The 22,317-nt window shown below is 61.7% G+C and carries 20 protein-coding genes; 14 read left to right on the top strand and 6 right to left on the bottom strand.

Annotated elements, in window-relative coordinates; genetic code table 11:
* Positions 1-54: 54 nt before the first annotated feature.
* The 5 genes from cysM (at position 55) to KCG87_RS20850 (ending at position 6,213) form a co-directional block, all read left to right on the top strand.
* Positions 55-957: a cysteine synthase CysM gene (gene cysM / locus KCG87_RS20870; RefSeq protein WP_045122014.1), complete on the top strand. Its 903-nt coding sequence runs from the start codon at positions 55-57 to the stop codon at positions 955-957.
* Positions 957-2,333 (top strand): 23S rRNA (uracil(1939)-C(5))-methyltransferase RlmD, encoded by a 1,377-nt coding sequence (rlmD, locus tag KCG87_RS20865; protein ID WP_210558880.1) that lies wholly within the window; start codon positions 957-959, stop codon positions 2,331-2,333. The genes cysM and rlmD overlap by 1 nt, the downstream gene beginning before the upstream one ends.
* A gap of 101 nt (positions 2,334-2,434) precedes the next feature.
* Complete coding sequence (gene relA / locus KCG87_RS20860; RefSeq protein ID WP_027612305.1) at positions 2,435-4,678, top strand: GTP diphosphokinase; 2,244 nt, start codon at positions 2,435-2,437, stop codon at positions 4,676-4,678.
* 132 nt (positions 4,679-4,810) lie between these two features.
* A complete protein-coding gene (gene mazG / locus KCG87_RS20855) occupies positions 4,811-5,644 on the top strand; it encodes a nucleoside triphosphate pyrophosphohydrolase (RefSeq protein WP_210558881.1) in 834 nt (277 codons plus the stop codon).
* Between the two features lie 26 nt (positions 5,645-5,670).
* The gene (locus KCG87_RS20850) at positions 5,671-6,213 is read left to right on the top strand and encodes a DUF2058 domain-containing protein (RefSeq protein WP_007968960.1); all 543 of its coding nucleotides are present in this window, start codon (positions 5,671-5,673) and stop codon (positions 6,211-6,213) included.
* Between the two features lie 146 nt (positions 6,214-6,359).
* On the opposite strand, the gene KCG87_RS20845 is transcribed toward KCG87_RS20850, so the two are convergent.
* The 6 genes from KCG87_RS20845 to KCG87_RS20820 all read right to left on the bottom strand — a co-directional run bounded on the left by KCG87_RS20845 (position 6,360) and on the right by KCG87_RS20820 (position 13,894).
* On the bottom strand, positions 6,360-6,548 hold the full coding sequence (locus KCG87_RS20845) for a hypothetical protein (RefSeq protein WP_003227153.1): 189 nt from the start codon (positions 6,546-6,548) through the stop codon (positions 6,360-6,362).
* Positions 6,549-6,940: 392 nt separating this feature from the next.
* Complete coding sequence (gene fabB, locus KCG87_RS20840; protein ID WP_007968959.1) at positions 6,941-8,161, bottom strand: beta-ketoacyl-ACP synthase I; 1,221 nt, start codon at positions 8,159-8,161, stop codon at positions 6,941-6,943.
* 11 nt (positions 8,162-8,172) lie between these two features.
* The gene (gene fabA / locus KCG87_RS20835) at positions 8,173-8,688 is read right to left on the bottom strand and encodes a 3-hydroxyacyl-[acyl-carrier-protein] dehydratase FabA (RefSeq protein WP_003227150.1); all 516 of its coding nucleotides are present in this window, start codon (positions 8,686-8,688) and stop codon (positions 8,173-8,175) included.
* Between the two features lie 247 nt (positions 8,689-8,935).
* Positions 8,936-10,840: a response regulator gene (locus KCG87_RS20830; RefSeq protein ID WP_210558882.1), complete on the bottom strand. Its 1,905-nt coding sequence runs from the start codon at positions 10,838-10,840 to the stop codon at positions 8,936-8,938.
* A complete protein-coding gene (locus KCG87_RS20825) occupies positions 10,837-11,769 on the bottom strand; it encodes an ABC transporter substrate-binding protein (protein WP_134787097.1) in 933 nt (310 codons plus the stop codon). The genes KCG87_RS20830 and KCG87_RS20825 overlap by 4 nt, the downstream gene beginning before the upstream one ends.
* A gap of 1 nt (position 11,770) precedes the next feature.
* Positions 11,771-13,894 (bottom strand): TonB-dependent receptor, encoded by a 2,124-nt coding sequence (locus KCG87_RS20820; RefSeq protein WP_210558883.1) that lies wholly within the window; start codon positions 13,892-13,894, stop codon positions 11,771-11,773.
* 196 nt (positions 13,895-14,090) lie between these two features.
* Between KCG87_RS20820 and KCG87_RS20815 the strand changes: the two genes are divergently transcribed.
* The 9 genes from KCG87_RS20815 (at position 14,091) to KCG87_RS20775 (ending at position 22,229) form a co-directional block, all read left to right on the top strand.
* Positions 14,091-15,116, top strand: coding sequence for an NAD(P)H-dependent glycerol-3-phosphate dehydrogenase (locus tag KCG87_RS20815; protein WP_027612311.1), 1,026 nt, complete (start codon positions 14,091-14,093; stop codon positions 15,114-15,116).
* Positions 15,117-15,134: 18 nt separating this feature from the next.
* Positions 15,135-15,482 (top strand): DUF4389 domain-containing protein, encoded by a 348-nt coding sequence (locus KCG87_RS20810; protein WP_007968953.1) that lies wholly within the window; start codon positions 15,135-15,137, stop codon positions 15,480-15,482.
* Positions 15,479-15,931 carry a phosphohistidine phosphatase SixA gene (sixA, locus tag KCG87_RS20805; RefSeq protein WP_134787095.1) on the top strand — a complete coding sequence of 151 codons (453 nt, stop codon included), beginning with the start codon at positions 15,479-15,481 and terminating at the stop codon, positions 15,929-15,931. The genes KCG87_RS20810 and sixA overlap by 4 nt, the downstream gene beginning before the upstream one ends.
* Positions 15,932-16,133: 202 nt before the next feature.
* Positions 16,134-17,789 carry an AMP-binding protein gene (locus KCG87_RS20800; protein WP_210558884.1) on the top strand — a complete coding sequence of 552 codons (1,656 nt, stop codon included), beginning with the start codon at positions 16,134-16,136 and terminating at the stop codon, positions 17,787-17,789.
* 31 nt (positions 17,790-17,820) lie between these two features.
* On the top strand, positions 17,821-18,264 hold the full coding sequence (locus KCG87_RS20795; protein WP_134787093.1) for a hotdog fold thioesterase: 444 nt from the start codon (positions 17,821-17,823) through the stop codon (positions 18,262-18,264).
* Between the two features lie 275 nt (positions 18,265-18,539).
* Positions 18,540-19,346, top strand: a complete 807-nt coding sequence (locus tag KCG87_RS20790; RefSeq protein WP_202368753.1) for an alpha/beta hydrolase — start codon at positions 18,540-18,542, stop codon at positions 19,344-19,346.
* Positions 19,343-20,197 carry an alpha/beta hydrolase gene (locus KCG87_RS20785; protein ID WP_210558885.1) on the top strand — a complete coding sequence of 285 codons (855 nt, stop codon included), beginning with the start codon at positions 19,343-19,345 and terminating at the stop codon, positions 20,195-20,197. The genes KCG87_RS20790 and KCG87_RS20785 overlap by 4 nt, the downstream gene beginning before the upstream one ends.
* Positions 20,198-20,312: 115 nt before the next feature.
* A complete protein-coding gene (locus KCG87_RS20780; RefSeq protein ID WP_210558886.1) occupies positions 20,313-21,119 on the top strand; it encodes a DUF4892 domain-containing protein in 807 nt (268 codons plus the stop codon).
* Positions 21,120-21,188: 69 nt separating this feature from the next.
* A complete protein-coding gene (locus KCG87_RS20775; RefSeq protein ID WP_027612318.1) occupies positions 21,189-22,229 on the top strand; it encodes an AI-2E family transporter in 1,041 nt (346 codons plus the stop codon).
* Positions 22,230-22,317: the final 88 nt, after the last annotated feature.

Below are 22,317 nucleotides of genomic sequence, written 5' to 3'. Positions count from 1 at the left end.
CGAACGTTTGCCGGTATGATAGGCGCCCCCGCACGTCTGGATTGCGAATACGCCATGACCCTGCAGTACCCAACCATCGCCGATTGCGTCGGCAACACTCCGCTGGTGCGTTTGCAGCGCCTGCCCGGTGCCACCAGCAACACCCTGTTGCTCAAGCTCGAAGGGAACAACCCGGCGGGTTCGGTCAAGGACCGTCCGGCGCTGTCGATGATCACCCGTGCCGAACTGCGCGGGCAGATCCACGCCGGCGACACGCTGATCGAAGCGACCTCGGGCAACACCGGGATTGCGCTGGCCATGGCCGCCGCGATCAAGGGTTACAAGATGATCCTGATCATGCCGGACAACTCCAGCGCCGAGCGCAAGGCGGCGATGACCGCTTACGGTGCCGAGCTGATTCTGGTCAGCCAGGAAGAGGGCATGGAAGGCGCTCGCGATCTCGCCCAGCGGATGGAAGCCGAAGGCCGTGGCAAAGTGCTTGATCAGTTCGCCAACGGCGATAATCCGGAGGCGCACTACACCACCACCGGCCCGGAAATCTGGCGTCAGACCCAGGGCTCCATCACCCATTTCGTCAGTTCGATGGGCACCACCGGCACCATCATGGGCGTGTCGCGCTACTTGAAAGAGCAGAGCGACAGCGTGCAGATCATCGGGCTGCAACCGATGGAAGGCTCGGCCATTCCCGGTATCCGTCGCTGGCCGCAGGAATACCTGCCGAAGATCTATCAGGCTGATCGCGTTGACCGCATCGTCGACATGGCGCAAAGCGAGGCCGAAGACGTCACCCGGCGTCTGGCCCGCGAAGAAGGCATCTTCTGTGGCGTGTCCTCGGGCGGTGCGGTGGCAGCGATGCTGCGCCTGTCCAAAGAAGTTGAAAACGCGGTGATCGTCGCGATCATCTGCGACCGTGGCGACCGTTATCTGTCGACCGGCATTTTCGACGCGCCCAACTGATGGCCAAGCACGAGAGAGGCCTGCGCTTCCAGCCCACCGGCGGCAGCAAGGCCGCGCAAATTCCGACCGGCAAAAAACAGCGCTTGAACATCGAGCGCCTGGCCAATGACGGTCGCGGCATCGCGTTTTTCGAAGGCAAAACCTGGTTCGTCCTCGGCGCCCTCGCCGGTGAAGAGGTCGAGGCGCGGGTGCTTGGCGCCCGCGGCAAAGTGGTCGAAGCGCGCACCGAGCGCGTGTTCAAGGCCAGCGAGTTGCGTCGCCCGGCAGCCTGTCAGCATGCCGGCCGCTGCGGCGGGTGCAGCGTGCAACACTTGCCCCACGCCGAGCAGCTTGCCCTGAAACAGCGCATGCTCGCCGAGCAGCTGTCGAAGGTCGCCGGGGTCGCGCCTGACGAATGGGCTGCGCCGTTGACTGGCCCGGAATTCGGCTATCGCCGCCGCGCGCGGATCGCCGTGCGCTGGGACATGAAAGCCAAGCAGCTTGAAGTCGGTTTCCGCGCTGCCGGCAGTCAGGACATCGTCGCCATCAACGAATGCCCGGTGCTGGTACAGCCCTTGCAACCGATCATGACCCGTTTGCCGGAGATGCTCCGTCGTTTGAGCAAACCGCAGGCGCTGGGGCATGTCGAGTTGTTCAGTGGTTCATCGCTGGCGGTGTTGTTGCGACACATGGCGCCGCTGTCCGAAGCCGACCTGACGATCCTCAAGGATTTCTGCCAGTTCCATGCAGCGCAACTGTGGTTGCATGGCGAAGGCCAGCCGCAACCGGTGGATGCCACGCAGGCGCTGGGCTATCGCCTGGAGCAATGGGATCTCGATCTGGCCTGGCGGCCAGGGGATTTCATCCAGGTCAACGCCGGGGTCAACGAGGCGATGGTCGCGCAGGCGCTGGACTGGCTGAAGCCGACCGGTGACGAGCGCGTACTCGACCTGTTCTGCGGTCTGGGTAACTTCGCCTTGCCGCTGGCCAAAAGCGTGCGTGAAGTGGTGGCGGTGGAGGGCGTGCAGACCATGGTCGACCGTGCCGCTGCCAATGCTGCTAGCAACAATTTGCATAACACAAAGTTTTTTCAAGCCGATTTATCCCAGCCTTTGACCGATGCTCAGTGGATCGGAAACGGCTTTTCTGCGGTACTCTTGGACCCACCGCGTGACGGTGCTTTCGAGGTGGTGCGCAAGCTCGCGACCCTGGGTGCCAAACGGTTGGTGTATGTATCGTGCAACCCTGCAACTCTGGCGCGCGATACGGTCGAATTGATCAGGCAGGGCTACCGGTTAAAACGTGCCGGGATTCTCGATATGTTTCCTCAGACGGCACATGTCGAGGCCATGGCGTTATTTGAAGCGAGCCAGGATGGCTCGTCTGAATCCGTCTGACCTGTCCGGGCGGCGCTCGCTTTAGCCCCGCGAGCGCATACGGGCGTTGAGGGTCAGCGATTTGACGCATTGAATCTGCGTCGTAGGGAAGGTAAAGCAGCATGGTACAGGTGAGAGCACACCAGCCGATCAACACTGACGGCAGTATCAATCTCGAGGCTTGGCTCGATCACGCGGTCAGTGTCGACATGGCACTGGATCGCGAAGCCTTGAAAGAAGCCTGCGAGTTCGCTCGCGAGGCCGAACAGCAGTCCAATGCCAAGAAGAATCTGTGGGCCGAAGGCTCCGGCAGTTTCAGCACGGGACTGGAGATCGCCGAGATCCTCGCCGACCTCAAACTCGATCAGGATTCGCTGGTCGCGGCGGTGCTGTATCGCGGCGTCCGCGAAGGTCAGATCGAACTCGCGGCGGTCAGCCAGCGCTTCGGTCCCGTCGTGGCCAAACTGATCGACGGCGTGCAGCGCATGGCGGCAATCAGTGCCAGCCTCAGCCCGCGCCAGTCGATGGTGATGGGCACTCAGGGCCAGGTGGAAAACCTGCGCAAGATGCTGGTGGCGATGGTCGACGACGTTCGTGTCGCGCTGATCAAACTGGCCGAACGTACCTGCGCCATTCGCGCGGTGAAAACCGCTGACGACGAGAAGCGCAACCGCGTCGCCCGGGAAGTCTTCGACATCTATGCGCCGCTCGCGCACCGGCTCGGCATCGGTCATATCAAGTGGGAGCTGGAGGACTTGTCCTTCCGTTACCTGGAGCCTGATCAATACAAACAGATCGCCAAGCTGCTCCATGAGCGGCGGCTGGACCGTGAGCGGTTCATCAGCGATGTGATGACCCAGCTCAAGGACGAATTGCAGGCCACCGGCGTCGACGCCGACATCAGCGGCCGGGCGAAACACATCTATTCGATCTGGCGCAAAATGCAGCGCAAGGGTCTGGAGTTCAGCCAGATCTACGACGTGCGCGCCGTGCGCGTGCTGGTGCCGGAAATGCGCGACTGCTACACCGCGCTCGGCATCGTCCACACCCTGTGGCGGCACATCCCGAAGGAATTCGACGACTACATCGCCAACCCGAAAGAGAACGGCTACCGCTCGCTGCACACCGCGGTAATCGGTCCGGAAGGCAAGGTGCTGGAAGTACAGATCCGTACGCACTCGATGCACGAGGAGGCCGAGCTCGGCGTCTGCGCGCACTGGCGCTACAAGGGCACCGACGTCAAATCCGGCTCGAACCACTACGAAGAGAAAATCTCCTGGCTGCGGCAGGTGCTCGAATGGCACGAAGAGCTGGGCGACATCGGTGGTCTGGCCGAACAGCTGCGGGTCGATATCGAACCGGACCGGGTGTACATCTTCACCCCCGACGGCCACGCCATCGATTTGCCGAAGGGGGCGACGCCGCTGGACTTCGCCTACCGCGTGCACACCGAAATCGGGCACAACTGCCGTGGCGCGAAGATCAACGGGCGGATCGTGCCGCTCAACTACAGCCTGCAGACCGGTGAGCAGGTCGAGATCATCACCAGCAAACACGGTACGCCGAGCCGTGACTGGCTGAACCCGAACCTGGGCTACGTCACCACCTCGCGGGCGCGGGCGAAGATCGTTCACTGGTTCAAGTTGCAGGCCCGTGACCAGAACGTTGCGGCCGGTAAAACCCTGATCGAGCGCGAACTCAATCGCCTCGGTCTGCCGGCGGTGGATTTCGACAAGCTGGCCGAAAAGGCCAACATGAAGACCGCCGAAGACATGTTCGCCGCCCTCGGTGCCGGCGACTTGCGTCTGGCGCAACTGGTCAACCTGGCGCAGCAACTGGTCGAGCCGGAACGCGGCAACGAACAGCTGGAGTTGATCCCGCGCAAAGCCACTGGCTACAAGCCGGGCAAGCGCGGCGACATTCAGATTCAGGGTGTCGGCAACCTGATGACGCAGATGGCCGGCTGCTGCCAGCCGCTGCCGGGCGACGCGATTGTCGGCTACATCACCCAGGGCCGCGGCGTGAGCATTCACCGGCAGGACTGCGCCTCGGTGCTGCAACTGGCCGGGCGCGAGCCGGAGCGGATCATCCAGGTCAGCTGGGGCCCGGTGCCGGTGCTCACCTATCCGGTGGACATCGTCATCCGCGCCTACGACCGTTCCGGTCTGCTGCGGGACGTCTCGCAGGTGCTGCTCAACGAGCGGATCAACGTGCTGGCGGTCAATACCCGCTCGAACAAGGAAGACAACACCGCGCTGATGTCGCTGACCATCGAGATTCCCGGGCTGGATGCGCTGGGGCGCTTGCTGGGGCGGATTTCGCAGTTGCCGAACATCATCGAGACGCGGCGTAACCGTACTCCGTGAAGATGGCTTCGTTCGAAGGTGGGAGCGGGCTTGCTCGCGAAGAGGGCGTGTCAGTCGATATTTGCGCTGAATGACACACCGCATTCGCGAGCAAGCCCGCTCCCACATTGGTTTTGTGTAGAGGCATGACAGATGTATTCACTTGAAGACCTGCTCCACCTGATGAGCCGCCTGCGCGATCCGCAGTTCGGTTGCCCGTGGGACATCAAGCAAACCTACGCGACCATCGTCCCGCATACCCTCGAAGAAGCCTATGAAGTGGCTGACGCCATTGAACGCGGCGACTTCGATCACTTGCAGGGCGAGCTGGGTGATCTGTTGTTTCAGGTGGTCTATTACAGCCAGTTGGCCCGGGAAGAAGGGCGCTTCGAATTTGCCGGAGTGATCGACAGCATCACGCGCAAGCTGATCCGTCGTCATCCGCACGTGTTCCCCACCGGCGATCTGTACGCGCCGCTGGATGTGCCACGGCTGAATGAAGAACAGGTCAAGCAGCGTTGGGAAGAGATCAAGGCCGAAGAACGCGCGGAGAAATCCGCCGTGCCCGAGCAGCTGTCACTGCTCGATGACGTGCCCGCCGCGTTGCCGGCACTGTCGCGTTCGGCCAAGTTGCAAAAGCGCGCCGGGCAGGTCGGCTTCGACTGGCCGGATGCACTGCCGGTGCTGGACAAGGTGCGCGAAGAGCTCGATGAAGTGCTCGAAGCCATGTCCGAAAACGATCCCGACGCGGTGGCTGACGAGATCGGTGATCTGCTGTTTTCCGTGGTCAATCTGGCCCGGCATCTCAAGGTCGATCCGGAAACCGCACTGCGCTGTGCCAACGCCAAGTTCGAACGACGTTTCCGATTTATCGAACAGGCATTGCGCGACACCCGTCGTCCCATGGAAGATTGCACCCTCGAAGAGTTGGACGCCCTGTGGGGTGAAGCCAAACGTCAGGAAAAGAATTTGCCCAGCTGCGGCTGAGCCGTTGCCCAAGTGAGTAAGCATTAATGAGCCTTTCCCTTCGCGACCAGTTGCTCAAAGCAGGTCTGGTCAACCAAAAGCAGGCCAAGCAGGTCAGCAAAGACAAGCAGAAGCAACAGCGTCTGGCCCACAAAGGGCAGGCCGAGCTGGATGATTCGCAGCAGCGCGCCGCTCAGGAAGCCATGGCCGAGAAGGTCAAGCGCGACCAGGAGCTGAACCGCCAGCAGCAGGAGAAAGCCGAGGCCAAGGCCCGTGCCGCACAGGTCAAGCAGTTGATCGAAGTCTCGCGTCTGCCGAAGCTGACCACCGAGGACTACTACAACTTCGTCGACGACAAGAAGGTCAAGCGCATCTCGGTCAATACGCTGATGCGCAACAAGCTCAGCAGCGGCTCGCTGGCGATCGTGCACCATGCCGGCGGCTACGAAGTGATCCCTCGTGAAGCGGCCCTGAAGATCCAGGAGCGCGACCCGCAACGTATCGTGCAGCTCAACGTGCAGACCGAAGAGGTCAATGCCGAGGACGATCCGTACGCGGCCTATCAGATCCCTGATGACCTGATGTGGTAAACCGATAAAGCTGTAACAACCCAAACTGTGGCGAGGGAGCTTGCTCCCGCTGGACTGCGTAGCAGGCCTCTGCTCTTGAGTTGAAGAGCAGGGCCGCTTCGCGCCCCAGCGGGAGCAAGCTCCCTCGCCACAGGTTCAATATTCGCCTAAGCGGATTTCAGATCCCGTTGCTGTTCTTGCAGTTCGAGTTCGGCCTTGTAGTTGTGGGCATCGATCTCGTTGTGGAACATGCCGACCAGCAAGTCTTGTTGATGCACATCCCAGATCCGTACACCGGCGGCTACGCCTTCATGGGACATGTGTGAATCGTCGCGTTCAGTTACTTTTACAGTCATCTGCTAGCTCCAAATCTCAAGTTATCTGCAGCAAGGCGTGTGCAGGACTCTTTTATATGATTTGTTAGCTTGCTAAGTAAACGCTTGATTTGTGCAAGGTGTTGTTGCGGTTTTTGCAACAGTGCTGCAGCCCGCGTAATCCGCGACATTCGGTCGCAGGGCGGGAAGTTGCATGACAGAAGTTTCATTTTCAGGCGCACTGATATCCCCTGTGGGAGCGGGCTTGCTCGCGAAAGCGGAGTGTCAGTCGCCACCTTCATACCTGAGCCAGCGCTTTCGCGAGCAAGCCCGCTCCCACAAGGGAAAGCGGAGTGCCTGGCGACTTTCTGCAGACGAAAAAAAACGCCCCGAACCAGTCGGGGCGTTTTCATGTGTGGCTCTGCAGCGGGGACTTACTTGCCTTCCCAGCGCTTCAGCACCAGCGTGGCGTTGGTGCCGCCGAAGCCGAAGCTGTTGCTCATCACGGTGTTGATGGTGGCGTTTTCGCGGGTCTTGGTCAGCACCGGCAGATCGGCCACTTCAGGGTCCAGTTCGTCGATGTTGGCGGAACCGGCGATGAAGTTGCCTTCCATCATCAGCATGCAGTAGATCGCTTCGTGAACGCCGGCGGCGCCCAGGGAGTGACCGGACAGGCTCTTGGTCGAGCTGATCGCTGGAGCCTTGTCGCCGAACACTTCACGCACACCTTTCATTTCCGCGACGTCGCCGACCGGAGTCGAGGTGCCGTGGGTGTTCAGGTAGTCGATCGGGGTGTCGACGGTGGACATTGCCATCTGCATGCAGCGGATCGCGCCTTCGCCACTTGGGGCAACCATGTCGTAGCCGTCGGACGTTGCGCCGTAGCCAACGATTTCAGCGTAGATCTTGGCGCCACGGGCCAGAGCGTGTTCCAGCTCTTCAACCACGACCATGCCGCCACCGCCAGCGATGACGAAACCGTCACGGTCGGCGTCGTAGGCGCGGGAGGCTTGTTCCGGGGTGTCGTTGCGCTTGCTGGACAGGGCGCCCATCGCGTCGAACAGGAACGACTGGCTCCAGTGCTCTTCTTCACCGCCACCGGCGAAGACGATGTCCTGCTTGCCCATCTGGATCTGTTCCATGGCGGTACCGATGCAGTGAGCACTGGTGGCGCAGGCAGAAGCGATGGAGTAGTTCAGGCCCTTGATCTTGAACGGCGTGGCCAGGCACGCGGAAACGGTGCTGCTCATGGTCCGCGTTACACGGTATGGGCCAACGCGTTTCACGCCTTTCTCGCGCAGGATGTCCAGCGCTTCCATCTGGTTCAGAGTCGACGCGCCGCCGGAGCCGGCGATCAGGCCGGTACGCGGGTTGGACACTTGCTCTTCGGTCAGGCCGGAGTCAGTGATCGCGTCTTTCATGGCCAGGTAGGCGTAAGCCGCTGCGTGGCCGACGAAACGATAGATCTTGCGATCGATCAGTTCTTCAAGGTTGAGGTCGATGGAGCCGGAAACCTGGCTACGCAGACCCATTTCAGCATATTCCGGGTTGAACCGGATGCCAGGGCGGCTTGCACGCAGGTTAGCGGAGACGGTCTCTTTGTCATTGCCCAGGCACGAAACAATGCCCAGACCAGTGATAACGACGCGGCGCATGCGAATAACCCTTAGAAGTTGTCAGTGGAGGTGAACACGCCGACGCGAAGGCCTTCGGCGGTGTAGATTTCGCGACCGTCGACAGTCACCGAACCGTCGGCGATGGCCAGGTTCAGCTTGCCCTTGAGGACGCGTTTGATATGAATGTTGTAGGTGACTTTCTTGGCGGTCGGCAGGACCTGGCCGAAGAATTTCACTTCGCCCGAACCCAGCGCACGGCCACGGCCCGGCAGGCCTTGCCAGCCCAGGAAGAAGCCGACCAGTTGCCACATGGCGTCCAGACCCAGGCAGCCCGGCATCACCGGATCGCCCTCAAAGTGGCACGCGAAGAACCACAGGTCAGGGTTGATATCCAGCTCGGCGACCAATTCACCTTTGCCGTACTTGCCGCCTTCTTCGCTGATCAGGGTGATGCGATCCACCATCAGCATGTTCGGGGCGGGCAGTTGCGCGTTACCTGGGCCGAACAGCTCACCGCGACTGCAGCGCAGCAGGTCTTCCCGAGTAAAGGCGTTTTGTTTGGTCATGCGAGCTCCTCAATAATCCCATGCGGCAGGTGGGGCAAATCTTCCCGGCCGATCGACGCGTTCATGCCTCGTACCGGCAGCCTACTCATAGACTATTGCGTTGTGGTGAAAGTCACAGCACCAAGGACATGAATGTACACTTGTGCACTGAAATTTTTATTCAAGCCTCTTTTGAGGCTCGTTCGGGTGCCTAAGACTGCCGCACTTTCGCTTTTCACGCCAGTCGCAGATGGTCGAAAAACCGTCACTACTGCACCCAGCGCTGCAGAATCTGTTGTAGGTCATTGCGTTTGAACGGCTTGGCCAGGTAATCGTTCATGCCCGCCGAAAGGCAAGTTTCGCGGTCGCCCTGCAACGCGTTGGCGGTCAGCGCGATGATCGGCACCTCGCGGCGTCCGGGCAGTTGACGGATCTGCCGAGTCGCCTCGTAACCGTCGATGATCGGCAGGCGGCAGTCCATCAGAATCACTTCGAAATCATTGCCTTCGGCGCTGCGCACCGCTTGCGCGCCATCGGTGGCGACGCTGACGGTAAAGCCCAGGCTGCGCAGCATCGCTTCGATGACGGTCTGGTTGACCGGATTGTCCTCCACCAGCAACACATTGCGCCCCTCACCATGCCCGTTGCCATTGGCTGCGCGCGGTGCCGCCAGTTGCGGTAGCGACTGCTTATATAAGGCCAGCGGGATTTCCAGGGTGAACACCGACCCCAGGCCTTCTTCGCTTTGGGCGCGCAACGTCCCGCCCATGCGTTCGGCCAGGGTGCGGGCGATCGGCAAGCCGAGGCCGGTGCCGCCATAGCGCCGGGAAATCGAACTGTCGGCCTGCTGGAACGCATTGAACATCAACTCCAGGCTTTCCGAGGAGATACCGATGCCACTGTCGCGCACCGAACAGGTGAACCACAGCAACTCGTGATCCAGCGACTGCCACTGTGCCTCGATGCTGACCCGGCCACGCTCGGTGAACTTCAACGCGTTGCCCACCAGATTGACCAGAATCTGCCGGATCCGCGTCGGGTCGCCCTGCACCTGCAAGGCGCGCATGTCCTCGGGGATCCGCAGATTCAGGTCCAGGCCACGCTGCACCGCGCTGTGCTGGAACGACTGGGCGCAAGCGCCGATCAGGTCGGCGAGGTTGAATGGAATGTGCTCAAGCTCCAGTTCCGAGCGTTCGATCCGCGAGAAGTCGAGAATGTCGTTGATGACTTTCAGCAGGTGTTCGGTGGACTCGGAAGCCAGCGCCGCGTACTCGATCTGCTCCTCGGTCATGTCGGTGGTTTCCAGCAACTGCAACATGCCCAGCACTCCGTTCATCGGGGTGCGCAATTCATGGCTCATCATCGCCAGAAAATCGGATTTGGCGTTGTTGGCCTTTTCCGCTTCTTCACGGGTCTGGATCAGTTGCGCCATCGCTTGATGCTGTTCGCGGCTGGCCTGCTCCAGTGCCTGGGCGAGGTTGTTGATGTGCTGCGACAGGGCGCCCAACTCGGTGTCATCGACGATCGGCAGTGGGGTCTTGTAATCGCCTTGCTGAATCGCCTTGACCGCGTTGCCGATATCGCGGATCGGCGCCGACAGACTGCCGGCCAGACGCCGCGCCAGAACAAAGGTGAAGAGCAGGGCGAACAACGCCAGAATCCCGGCCTTGAGCAGAATTTCCTGTTGGCGCTGACTGAAGGCATCGTTGGACAGACCGACAATCACCCGGCCCAGATAGTCCTCGCTGGTCACATTGTTGCTGGCTTTGGCGTCGTGGAAAAAATCGCTGTTGAGGGCGATCCGTTGCAGGCGCACCGGGGCCTGGAACACCTCCACCTGATGCGGGCGGTTGTGCGCGTCGGCGGCTTGTTCAACGTAGGCAAGAATCCGGTTGGCGCTGTCCTGCACTTCCAGAAAGCGCACGTTCGGTGTGGCCAGGGTCGCTTTGAGCAGGCTTTCCAGCACTTCGTTGTTGCCGGAAATCACCCCGTACTCGGTGGCGGGCGCCAGTTGGTTGGCGATCAGTTGCCCGGTGTGATTGAGCTCCTGCCGTAAATCCTGAATCCGCACGAAGGTAAAGAAACTGATCAGCAGCAGCGTGAGCAGCAGGGCCGGGCCGAGGCTGATCAATTGCGTGCGGGTGTTGATGTCCCAGCGGCGACGCAGATTCATGGGTGGCTTTCTCCTTCAGCCAACTGGCGGGCAACAGACGCTTCATCGATTGGCTCGATACCGAGGGAACGAGCGACCTGCACATTACTTGAGACCTTGAAACGATCGGGGTAGAGCGTGCGCGGCCACGTCGCCGGCGGGCGATCAAGTAACCGGTCAAGGATCGCCAGCCAGTCGGGCTGATCGCTGTAAGTGCTGGCGAGGCTGCCGGCCCGCACGAACGCCGCGTTCGGCCCGACCAGCGCCACTTGCCGGGAGTAACTGCTGAGCAACAGGTTTTTCGCGGTTTTCGGGTTGTACAGATCGGGATCGTCGAGGCCCAGCAGCACGTCACTGTTTCTCAGCACGCTTTGTAACGGGCGACTGTCCTGGGTGTTGTCCCAACGCTGGCTGACGATTTGCAGATTCAGCGGCGCTGCTGCCTGGTGCAGCTCCTTGAGCAGGAATTCGCTGTGCTGGTCGAACAGCACGCCGACCCGCCGCACCTGCGGCAGAATCCGTCGAATCAGTTGCAGTTGCCGCCCCAGCGGTGGATCGCTCCATAGCAGACTCAAGTGCGGCGGTTGTGCGCCACCCAAGCGTTGCCGCGCTTGCAATCGGCTGATGCGCAACACCAGCGTCGCCGGGCCCTGGGGCTCCTGCAGGCGCCAGTCGAGGCTGGGCAGGTCGAGCAGAATCATCCGCAGATTGCTCGGCAACTTGCCCGGCGCCGGCAGGCTGGCCAGCGGCTGGAACCGCACGTTGTCGGTAGGACGCAGCTCGCTCAGGGCCTGGACGAAGGCTTGCACCCCGGGGCTTTCTTCGGCGCCGGTCAACAGAATATCGGCGGCTTGCACCGCCACGCCGTGTAGCCACGCGGTCAAAAACAGACAGACACCCGCCAGCCAGTGGCCAAGGGTTGGCGTCTTGTTTGCCGTGGCGTAGCGCACCCTAGAACTCCAGCTCGGCGCTGAAGTACAGCACCCGGCGTTCGTCGTAATTGTTGTCGACGAAAGTGGTCGGTTCATTGTCGAGCCGCTGCTGCAGCACGCCGGCCAGTTGCAGTTGTGCCTTGCCCAGCGGGATGCGTTTGGCGATGCGCGTGTCGACGCGCTCGAAGCGGTAGCCGTTGAGCGCGTTGTCGCCGTAATAGAACAGCGCGCTGTTCCAGCCGTGGCCCCAATCACGCAGCCAGCCGGCAGAACCGCTGTTGCGCGAGGTGAATTGCTGATCCAGCGGATTGCTCGCTTCGGCGTCGACGAAAGCGTAAGTGAAGCGCAGGCGATCGATCATGCTCAGGCGCCAGTCGAGCTGGGTTTCGGTGCCGCGAAAGCGTGAGCTGTTGGCGTTGCTGGCGATGTACTGGTTGTTGCGCAGCGGCTCGCTGATCATCCCGGTGATTTCGTCGTAGAACAGCTTCACGTCCACGGCCAGCCCTAGCTCGGCGAAATAGCCGTTGTAGCCCAGTTCGCGCGAGCGCATGTGTTCCTGATCGAGATTGCCCGGGCCACGGGTCTTGACGAAGTAGCGCGCCGAGGACTGACCGTAGGCCGAGGGCCGCAGGTTGCTCACCTGATAGCTCCAGTTGACGTTGTTCTCGAACATGTCCGGCGAACGGATCGCCTCCGAATACACCGCGCGCAGGCCATGGCGCGGGTTGATCAGGTAGTTGACGGCGAATCGCGGCGTCAGCGAACTGCCGATCAATTGGGTGTTTTCGAACATGGCGCCACCCTGCAACAGCCAGTGTTCACTGGCGCGCCACTCCAGTTGGCCGAACGCGCGCCAGGTGGTGTCGTCCAGCGTGCCGTTGAAGTAGGTCTCGGAGTCGGCCCGGTCGTAACGATAGTTCAGGCCGCTGACCAGCCGCAGACTGTCGGACAGGCTGAGGGTGTCCTGCAATTCGAGATCGTAGCGCGACTCGCGGGCGCTTTGATCGATGTCTCCGCACAAGGTCTGGCTGGCACCGTTGCGCCACTGATCCAGCACCTGATTGGCCAGGGCCATTTCCTGCGGGGTACCCGGCGCGGCGCCAGGGCCGGTGAAGCGGGTGATATTGCGTGCGAGGCGTTCGGTGTAGTTCGGGTTGAGCTGCCACAGCTGGGTCAGTTGCGGGCTGAACGACACTTCGGCATCGCAAGCGCGCCACACTTGCTGGCGATCCCAGTGCTGGGCCGAACCCTGTATATAAAGGCTGTGTTCGGGATTGATGTCGAGATTCCAGCGCACCGAGCCGGCGTAATCCTTGGCGATCACGTCGGAATTGTTCCCGGCAGCGGTAATCCCCGAGAACACCGGGCGGTAGGTGTAGGGCCGCTGGTTGCTGCCGTCCTTCGCGTTGATCTGCCAGTCGAGGCTCTGATTGTCGCTCAGGGTCTGGCTGACGGCGAGGCTGAAGCGGTTCAAGCGGCGGCTGTCACGGTAATCGGCGCCGGTACGGTCGCTGTCGAAGCCATCGTCTTCCTGGCCGGACAGCGACAAACGCAGGTCGCCGCCATTCCACCCCGTGCCCTGGCTGGCATAGAAGTCGTTGATGCCGCGCTGGCCTCGGGTGACCTTCAGGCGCGTGCCGTGGCTGTCCGCCGGGTTGCGGGTGATGATGTTGACCACCGCCATCAGCGCGTTGGCGCCGTAGCTGACGGTGTTCGGCCCACGGAAAACCTCGATGCGCTCGATGTCTTCCATGGCCACCGGAATGTCACTCCAGTCCACCGTGGCCAGGCCTGCGCGGTACACCGAGCGGCCATCGATCAGCACCTGCATGCGCCGCGCTTCGCTGGCGTTGGTTCCGTGATAGTTGACCGCCGCCTGATTGCCGCTGATGTTGCCGACCATCATCCCCGGCACCAGTCGCAGCAACTCGCTGATGTCCCGCGCGCCACTGGCACTGATCAGCTCACTGTCGATGACGGTCATGCTCCCCGGCACTTCCGCCGGCGTCTGTTTCAGGCGCGTGGCCGTCAGCACCTGCGGCAGCGTTTCGCTGTCGACAAACAGGTCGTCCGCCTGCAACACCGGGCTGAACAGCAGCGCCAGCAGCAGTGACGAACGCGAGGGGGGAGAGCCAAAAGACACGGCACGGCCTTGATCGCAAAGAATTGGCGCGCATGTTAACCGAGGACAGTGACTTTTCCAGTCACGATGCGGGCATTTTCCTCGGCTTTATTGGTCTTCTTCCTACAAGTGTCGGTAATTGACGCAGGGGCTGGCCGCGCTCCGGTCGCCCCGTATAATGCCGGCATCGCCACTGGTATGGATTAACGGATTGCATATGACTGAACAGCGCCCGATTGCGGTCCTGGGAGGCGGAAGTTTTGGTACCGCCGTGGCCAATCTATTGGCCGAGAACGGCCATCAAGTCCGGCAGTGGATGCGTGACCCCGAGCAGGCCGAGGCCATCCGGGTCAACCGCGAGAATCCGCGTTACCTCAAAGGCATCAAGATTCTGCCGGGAGTGACTGCGGTCACTGACCTGCAGGCCACCCTCGACGCCTGCGAGCTGTGCTTCGTCGCGCTGCCCTCGAGCGCATTGCGCACGGTGCTGGCCGCCCACGCCGAGCGCCTGAGCGGCAAGATGCTGGTCAGCCTGACCAAGGGCATCGAAGCCCACACCTTCAAACTGATGAGCCAGATCCTCGAAGAGATCGCCCCGCAGGCGCGCATCGGCGTGCTGTCCGGGCCGAACCTTGCGCGGGAGATCGCTGAACACGCGCTGACCGCCACCGTGGTCGCCAGCGAAGACGAAGAACTCTGCAAAGCGGTACAGGCTGCGTTGCATGGTCGCACCTTCCGCGTTTACGCCAGTGCTGACCGTTTCGGCGTCGAGCTGGGTGGGGCGTTGAAAAACGTTTACGCGATCATCGCCGGCATGGCGGTGGCGCTGGAGATGGGCGAGAACACCAAGAGCATGCTGATCACTCGCGCCCTGGCCGAGATGACCCGGTTCGCGGTGAACCAGGGTGCCAACCCGATGACCTTCCTCGGTCTGGCCGGGGTCGGTGATCTGATCGTCACCTGCTCGTCGCCGAAGAGCCGCAACTACCAGGTCGGGTTTGCTCTCGGTCAGGGCTTGAGCCTTGATGAAGCGGTGTCGCGTCTGGGCGAAGTCGCCGAAGGCGTGAACACCCTGAAGGTGCTCAAGGCCAAGTCCCAGGAGGTTGGCGTGTACATGCCGCTGGTCGCCGGGCTGCATGCGATTCTGTTTGAAGGACGCACGCTGGAGCAGGTGATCGGTCTACTGATGCGTGCCGAACCGAAAACCGACGTCGACTTTATTTCCACCAGCGGTTTCAACTGATTCAACAGGAAGCGAGCCATGAACGATCCGAAAACCGAAGCCAAGTACGAATCCATTCTCCTGCGGGTGCTGTGGATGATCGTCTACGTGCTGGTCTGGCAAGTGGCGCAGTTCATCCTCGGCGCCGTGGTGCTGGTGCAACTGATCTATCGTTTGATTTACGGCGCGCCGAGCGCCAGCCTGATGAATTTCGGCGACAGCCTGAGCCAGTTCCTCGCGCAGATCGGCCGCTTCGGCAGCTTTCACAGCGACCAGAAACCCTGGCCGTTTGCCGACTGGCCAACCCCGCGTGCCCCGGAAGGCGAAGCACCGCACGCCGTGCCGCCAGCGCCGCATCCGGCCCGCGATGAGGAACCCAAGCTATGAAACTCTGGGTGTTGCGTCACGGCGAGGCGGTGCCTTACGGCTCGTGCCCTGACTCCGAGCGGGCGTTGACCGAACACGGTCGCAAAGAAGCGTTGAGCAGCGCCGCGCAATTGATCGGCCAGCCACTGACGGCGATCTACGCCAGCCCTTATCTGCGCGCGCAACAGACCGCACAGATTGTCCGCGAGGCGCTGGGGTTCGAGCCGGAGATCCGCACGGTCGGCTGGCTGACGCCGGAGAGCGATCCGGACAAGGTAGCCGATCAACTGGTGTCGGTGAGCGATGTGCTGCTGGTCAGTCACAACCCGTTGGTGGGCAATCTGCTGAGCTATCTGCAGCATGGCGCCGGATATCCGCCGGAGAAGGTCGGTACGGCGGGGTTGGCCGAGCTGGAAAGCCCTGAGCTGCTGATCGGCTCGATGACCCTCAACAGTCTCAAGCACCCCTGACGCTGATTCCTTGTGGGAGCGGGCTTGCTCGCGAATGCGCTGTGTCAGTCACTGTAAATGTCACTGATAGACCGCATTCGCGAGCAAGCCCGCTCCCACAGGGCCCTCATTTTCAGTTGAAATTATTTGTTTGAATTTTCCAACCAAGCACTTGCTTGGTTGACTACGCTTGCTCCAGACCCAAAAAACAGGAGCGAGTCGCATGTCTGCCGCCTTCCGTTTGCCGCTGGATATGTTTTACGAGCGTGAGGCCCGGCACCCGCGCCAGCGTTTTCTGGTGCAGCCCATCGGTGGCGGGCAGGTCGAGACCCTGACCTGGGCCGACGTCGGTCATCAAGCGCGTTGTGCCGCGCATTGGCTGCGCGCGCGGGAATTACCGCAGGGCAGCCACATCGCGCTGATCTCGAAAAACTGCGCGCACTGGATCATTGCCGATCTGGCGATCTGGATGGCCGGGCACGTCTCGGTGCCGCTGTATCCCAACCTGACCGCCGACTCGGTGAATCAGGTGCTGACGCATTCGGAAAGTGTGCTGGCGTTCATCGGCAAGCTTGATGACTGGCCGGGCATGTCGGTCGGTGTACCGGCGGATTTGCCGACCATCAGCCTGCCGCTGCACCCGCCCGGCGAGTTCGATTTTAGTTGGGATGACCTGCAAAAAAGCTCGCCGATCCAGGACAACCCGCGTCCTGCTGCCGAGCAACTGGCAACCATCATCTACACCTCCGGCACCACCGGGTTGCCCAAAGGCGTGATGCACAGTTTTGCCAATCTGGGGTTCGCCACGACTCGCGGCACGCAACTGTTCGGGCTTAACGAGCAAGACCGGCTGCTGTCGTACCTGCCGCTGTGCCATGTCGCCGAACGCATGTTCGTTGAGCTGGCCTCGATCTACACCGGGCAAACCGTGTTCTTTGCCGAAAGCCTCGACACCTTCATCACCGATCTGCAGCGGGCGCGGCCCACGGCGATGTTCGGCGTGCCGCGGATCTGGACCAAATTCCAGATGGGCGTGTACGGCAAGATTCCGGCTAAACGCCTGGATTTCCTGCTCGGCCTGCCGTTCCTTGGCAAGCGGGTCGGGCACAAGGTGCTGGCCGGCCTGGGTCTTGATGCCTTGCGCGTCGCCCTGTCCGGCGCGGCACCGGTGCCGCAGACCTTGCTCAGTTGGTATCAGAAACTCGGCCTCGATGTGATGGAGGTCTATGGCATGACCGAGAGTTGCGGCTATTCGCACATCTGCCTGCCGGGCCAATACAAACAGGGCTGGATCGGCAAACCGTGCCCGGAGGTCGAGGTGCGGATCGACGAGTCCGGCGAGGTGCAGGTGCGCAGTCAGGCGAACATGCTCGGCTATTTCAAGGAGCCGCAGAAAACCGCCGAGACCCTCACCGAGGACGGCTTCCTGCGTACCGGCGACAAGGGCGAGCAGGATGCCGAGGGGCGCTTGCGCCTGACCGGCCGGCTCAAGGAAATCTTCAAGACCAGTAAAGGCAAATACGTCGCCCCGGCGCCGATTGAAAACCGGCTGGCGGTGCACTCGCGGATCGAACAGGTCTGTGTTGTCGGCGATGGCCTGAGTGCGCCGCTGGGCTTGTGCGTGCTCTCGACGGTCAATCAGGACGAAGGGCGGGCCAGTCTGCATTCGAGCCTGGAAAAACTGCTCGAAGAGGTCAACGCCGTGCTCGACAAACACGAGCGCCTGCGCCGGCTGGTGGTGGTCAAGGACAGCTGGGCGGTGGAAAACGGTTTTCTCACGCCGACCTTGAAGATCAAGCGCAACGTCATTGAAGACACCTACGGCGCGCGGTTTGAAGAATGGAGCGCGCGCAGCGAGGCGGTGCTGTGGCAGGATTGAGTGACCACCAAAACAACAAAGGAAGCCAGCGATGAGCTTGTGGCGCACCACTCCGAACATCGAGCAGTTGAACGCAATCCAGAAAAACACCATCGGCGAAGTGCTGGATATCCGTTTCGAGTCCTTCGACGAGGAATCGCTGACGGCGAGCATGGTCATCGACCACCGCACCCACCAGCCTTACGGTCTGCTGCACGGCGGCGCCTCGGTGGTGCTGGCGGAAACCGTCGGTTCGATGGCCAGTTATCTGTGCATCGATGCCAGCAAGTTCTACTGCGTGGGGCTGGAGATCAATGCCAACCATTTGCGCGGTTTGCGCAGCGGGCGGGTGACCGCGGTGGCCAAACCGATTCACATCGGCCGCACCACGCATGTCTGGGATATCCGCCTGACCAGTGACGAGGGCAAGGCCAGTTGTGTGTCGCGGTTGACCATGGCGGTGGTTCCACTGGGCGAGCAGCCGCCCTCACCCTAACCCTCTCCCGGAGGGAGAGGGGACTGATCGGGCTGGATGTTCGAGTTGCGCCGACCTGAGCTATCGAGCCGAGTTCAGGTTTTGAAATTCATGCAGATCAGCTCCCTTTCCCCCTCGCCCCCTTGGGGGAGAGGGTTGGGGTGAGGGGGAAGCGATCTCCCTGAAACACCATCATGCTGTCCGGACTGTCATCATTCCTGGCAGTTACGGTCATTGCTCAGGGCCGCGCTCTTGCGGACAATCAGCGGCATGTTTCCGCTCATGGATAAACCTGCATGTCGCAACCGATCTTTTTCGCCCACGCCAACGGGTTTCCCTCGGGCACCTATGGCAAGTTGTTCGCGGCGCTGGCGCCCGAGTATCGGGTCGCGCATCTGGAACAGCATGCCCATGACCCGCGTTTCCCGGCGGACGACAACTGGTACAACCTGGTCGACGAACTGATCCACCATCTGCAGCAACAGGATCAGCCGGTGTGGGGCGTCGGCCATTCGTTTGGCGGTGTGTTGCACCTGCACGCGGCGTTGCGTTGCCCGGAGCTGTATCGCGGCGTGGTCATGCTCGACTCGCCGGTGCTGACTCGCACAGACCAGTGGGTGATCCGCGCGGCCAAGCGCTTCGGCTTCATCGACAAACTGACCCCGGCCGGACGTACGTTGGGGCGGCGCGAAGAGTTCGCCGATCTCGACACGGCGCGCAGCTATTTTGCCGGCAAGAGCCTGTTTCGCGGTTTCGATCCGGAATGCTTCGATGCCTATCTGCAACACGGATTGCATACGGTCGGCGGCAAGCTGCGTCTGCGCTTCGACCCGGCCACTGAAATCAGCATCTATCGCGGCGTGCCGCACACCAGTCCCGGTCGCACGCGCCAATTGCAGGTGCCGCTGGCGGTGGTGCGTGGTCACAAGAGCCGCGTGGTCATGCGTCATCACAGCCGATTCGTCGGGCGCCTGCCGCAGGGTGAAGCACTGAGCATGCCCGGCGGGCACATGTTTCCGCTGGAACGTCCGCAAGACACGGCGCGCCTGCTCAAAGAGCTGTTTACGCGCTGGGAGCGCCGCCAACAGAAGGACTGCGCATGAGCCCGACCTTCGAAGAAGTGCGCTTGAGCCTGCCGCATATCGAACTGGCCGCGCATTTGTTCGGCCCCGAGGACGGTCTGCCGGTGATTGCCCTGCATGGCTGGCTCGACAACGCCAACAGCTTTGCGCGCCTGGCGCCCAAGCTCAAAGGCCTGCGCATCATCGCGCTGGACATGGCCGGGCATGGGCATTCCGGGCATCGGCCCAACGGCGCCGGTTATGCGTTGTGGGACTATGCGCACGACGTGTTGCAGGTCGCCGAGCAATTGGGCTGGAAGCGCTTCGGCCTGCTCGGGCATTCGATGGGCGCGATCGTTTCGCTGGTGCTGGCCGGGTCGTTGCCGGAGCGCATCACTCACCTGGCGTTGATCGACGGGGTGATTCCTCCTACGGACAAAGGCGAAAATGCCGCCGAGCGCATGGGCATGGCCCTGCAAGCGCAGCTGGATCTGCGCGAAAAGCGCAAGCCGGTCTACAACACCCTCGACCGCGCTATCGAAGCACGGATGAAGGGCTTGGTGGCGGTCAGTCGCGAAGCCGCCGAACTGCTGGCGCAACGCGGTCTGATGCCGGTGCCTGGCGGTTATACCTGGCGCACCGACAATCGCCTGACCCTGCCGTCGCCGTTGCGCCTGACGCAGGAGCAGGCGATGGCTTTCGTCCAGCGCATCACTTGCCCGGCGCAACTGGTGGTCGCCGCCGACGGCATGCTGGCCAAACATCCGCAGTTGCTGGAGCGTCTACCCTTTAGCCAGGAACAGCTGGCGGGCGGGCATCATTTGCACCTGAACGATGAGTCCGGTGCCGACCTTGTCGCAGACTGTTTCAATCGCTTCTTCGCCATTCCTTGACTTGCACCGGGCAACTGTCGAGGCTGGGCGGGTTGAAATGGGAGACAAACTCGATGGATTTCTATACCGCTGCGCCCCCGACCCGCCAAGCCATGCCGATCCGATGAGCCTGACTATGCGGTCACTCAGTCTGTTGGCGCTGTGCTGTTTCAGTTCCGTTTCGTTCGCCGCCGACGTGCCCGGCAGCCAGGATTTGCAGATCGTGCCGCGTCTGGCCGATGCGCAGATCGTCGACTATCGCCCTCCTGTGGAGCTTGAGCGGATCTATCCGCTGGGCTCGATCCGCAAGATCAGCGGCCAGTTGCGCTTTGACGGCCAGGTCACGGCGCGCGGCCAGACCACTTCGGTCACCTACGAGTTGCCGCCTGAGCATTCCGCCACCGAAGCCTTCACCGCCGCCCGCGAAGCCCTGCAAAAACAGGACGCCGAGTTGCTGTTCTGGTGTCAGGCCCGTGATTGTGGCGAAAGCAGCCTGTGGGCCAATGAAGTGTTCGGCAACTCCAAGCTGTACGGTGCCGATGAGCAACAGGCCTATCTGCTGTTGCGTCTGGCCGCACCGAAGGACAACACCCTGGTCGCGCTCTACAGCATCACCCGCGGCAATCGCAAAGCCTACCTGCATGTCGAACAGTTCGAAGCGGGCGCGCCGCTGGGCGTGTTGCTGCCGACCTCGGCCACGCTGTTGCGACAGCTCAAAAGTACCGGTGAACTGGACTTTCCCAAGCTGACCGGCGATCCGGATGACACCTGGTTACGACTGATTTCCCGTGGCTTGAACCTCGACACCACCCAACGCGTGACGATTGCCGGACCCAAGGCCGAGGCCTGGCGTCAGGCGCTGATCGGTCAGGGGGTGCGGGCGGCACGGATGGAGGCGGGGAGCGCCGAAGGCTCTGGCCTGCGCATCGATCTGTTGCGGTAAGCTGCATCGGGCGTGCACGCGCGGCGTGTTCGCCTACTCTTTGACCGACTGACTTCTTCGAGACTGTACATGCTCAATAACGATCGGCTGTTGGTGCAAATCCTCCTGCTGGTGCTGTTCGGTGCCAGCCTGTGGGTGATGGCGCCGTTCTGGTCGGCGCTGTTCTGGGGCGCGGTGCTGGCGTTCGCCAGTTGGCCGCTGATGCGTCTGCTGACCCGCTGGCTCAATGGCCGCGAATCACTTGCCGCGGCCATTTTGACCCTGGGCTGGATGTTGCTGGTGGCGGCGCCACTGGTGTGGCTCGGGTTCAACCTGGCCGATCACGTGCGCGATGCCACGGCGTTCATCAAGGATGTGCAGGTCGATGGTCTGCCGGAGGCGCCGGTCTGGCTCGGCAGCGTGCCATTGGTGGGCGAGCGGCTGGTGGGGATCTGGAACAGCATTGATCAGCAGGGCGCAGCGCTGATGGTGTCGATCAAACCGTATCTGGGGCAGGTCGGTAACTGGTTGCTGGCGCGCAGTGCGCAGATCGGCGGCGGGATTCTCGAGCTGACCCTGAGCATTGTCTTTGTGTTCTTTTTCTATCGCGACGGGCCGCGCTTGGCGGCGTTTGTGCACGGTCTGCTGCAGCGCCTGATCGGTGAGCGTGCCGGGTATTACATCGAGCTGGTGGCCGGCACCGTGCAGCGGGTGGTCAACGGGGTGATCGGTACGGCGGCGGCGCAGGCGGTTCTGGCGTTGGTCGGGTTCCTGATTGCCGGGGTTCCGGGGGCGCTGGTGCTGGGGATCGTGACCTTTCTGTTGAGTCTGATTCCGATGGGGCCACCGTTGGTGTGGATTCCGGCCACGGCCTGGCTGGCCTGGAAAGGTGAATACGGGATGGCGGTGTTTCTCGGGATCTGGGGGACGTTCATCATCAGTGGCGTGGATAACGTGTTGAAGCCTTATCTGATCAGCCGCGGGGGGAATCTGCCGTTGGTGATTGTATTGCTTGGGGTGTTTGGCGGGTTGATCGCTTTTGGGTTTATCGGGTTGTTTATCGGGCCTACGTTGTTGGCGGTGGCTTATAGTTTGTTGACGGATTGGAGTAAGAGTCAGGCTCGGGTTTAGGTTGGACTTGGCGGCCTTAGGGCCGACCAGGTTCCTGGGAGGGTGGGTGAATATCCGTTTTTTTGGGTGTTGCGGCTGGCGGTTTCGC

This window comes from Pseudomonas sp. MWU347, from assembly GCF_017947305.1.
Classification (GTDB): Bacteria; Pseudomonadota; Gammaproteobacteria; order Pseudomonadales; family Pseudomonadaceae; genus Aquipseudomonas; species Aquipseudomonas putida_A.
Note: the sequence above shows the minus strand (reverse complement) of the source record. Positions and strands in the feature narration are given on the sequence as shown.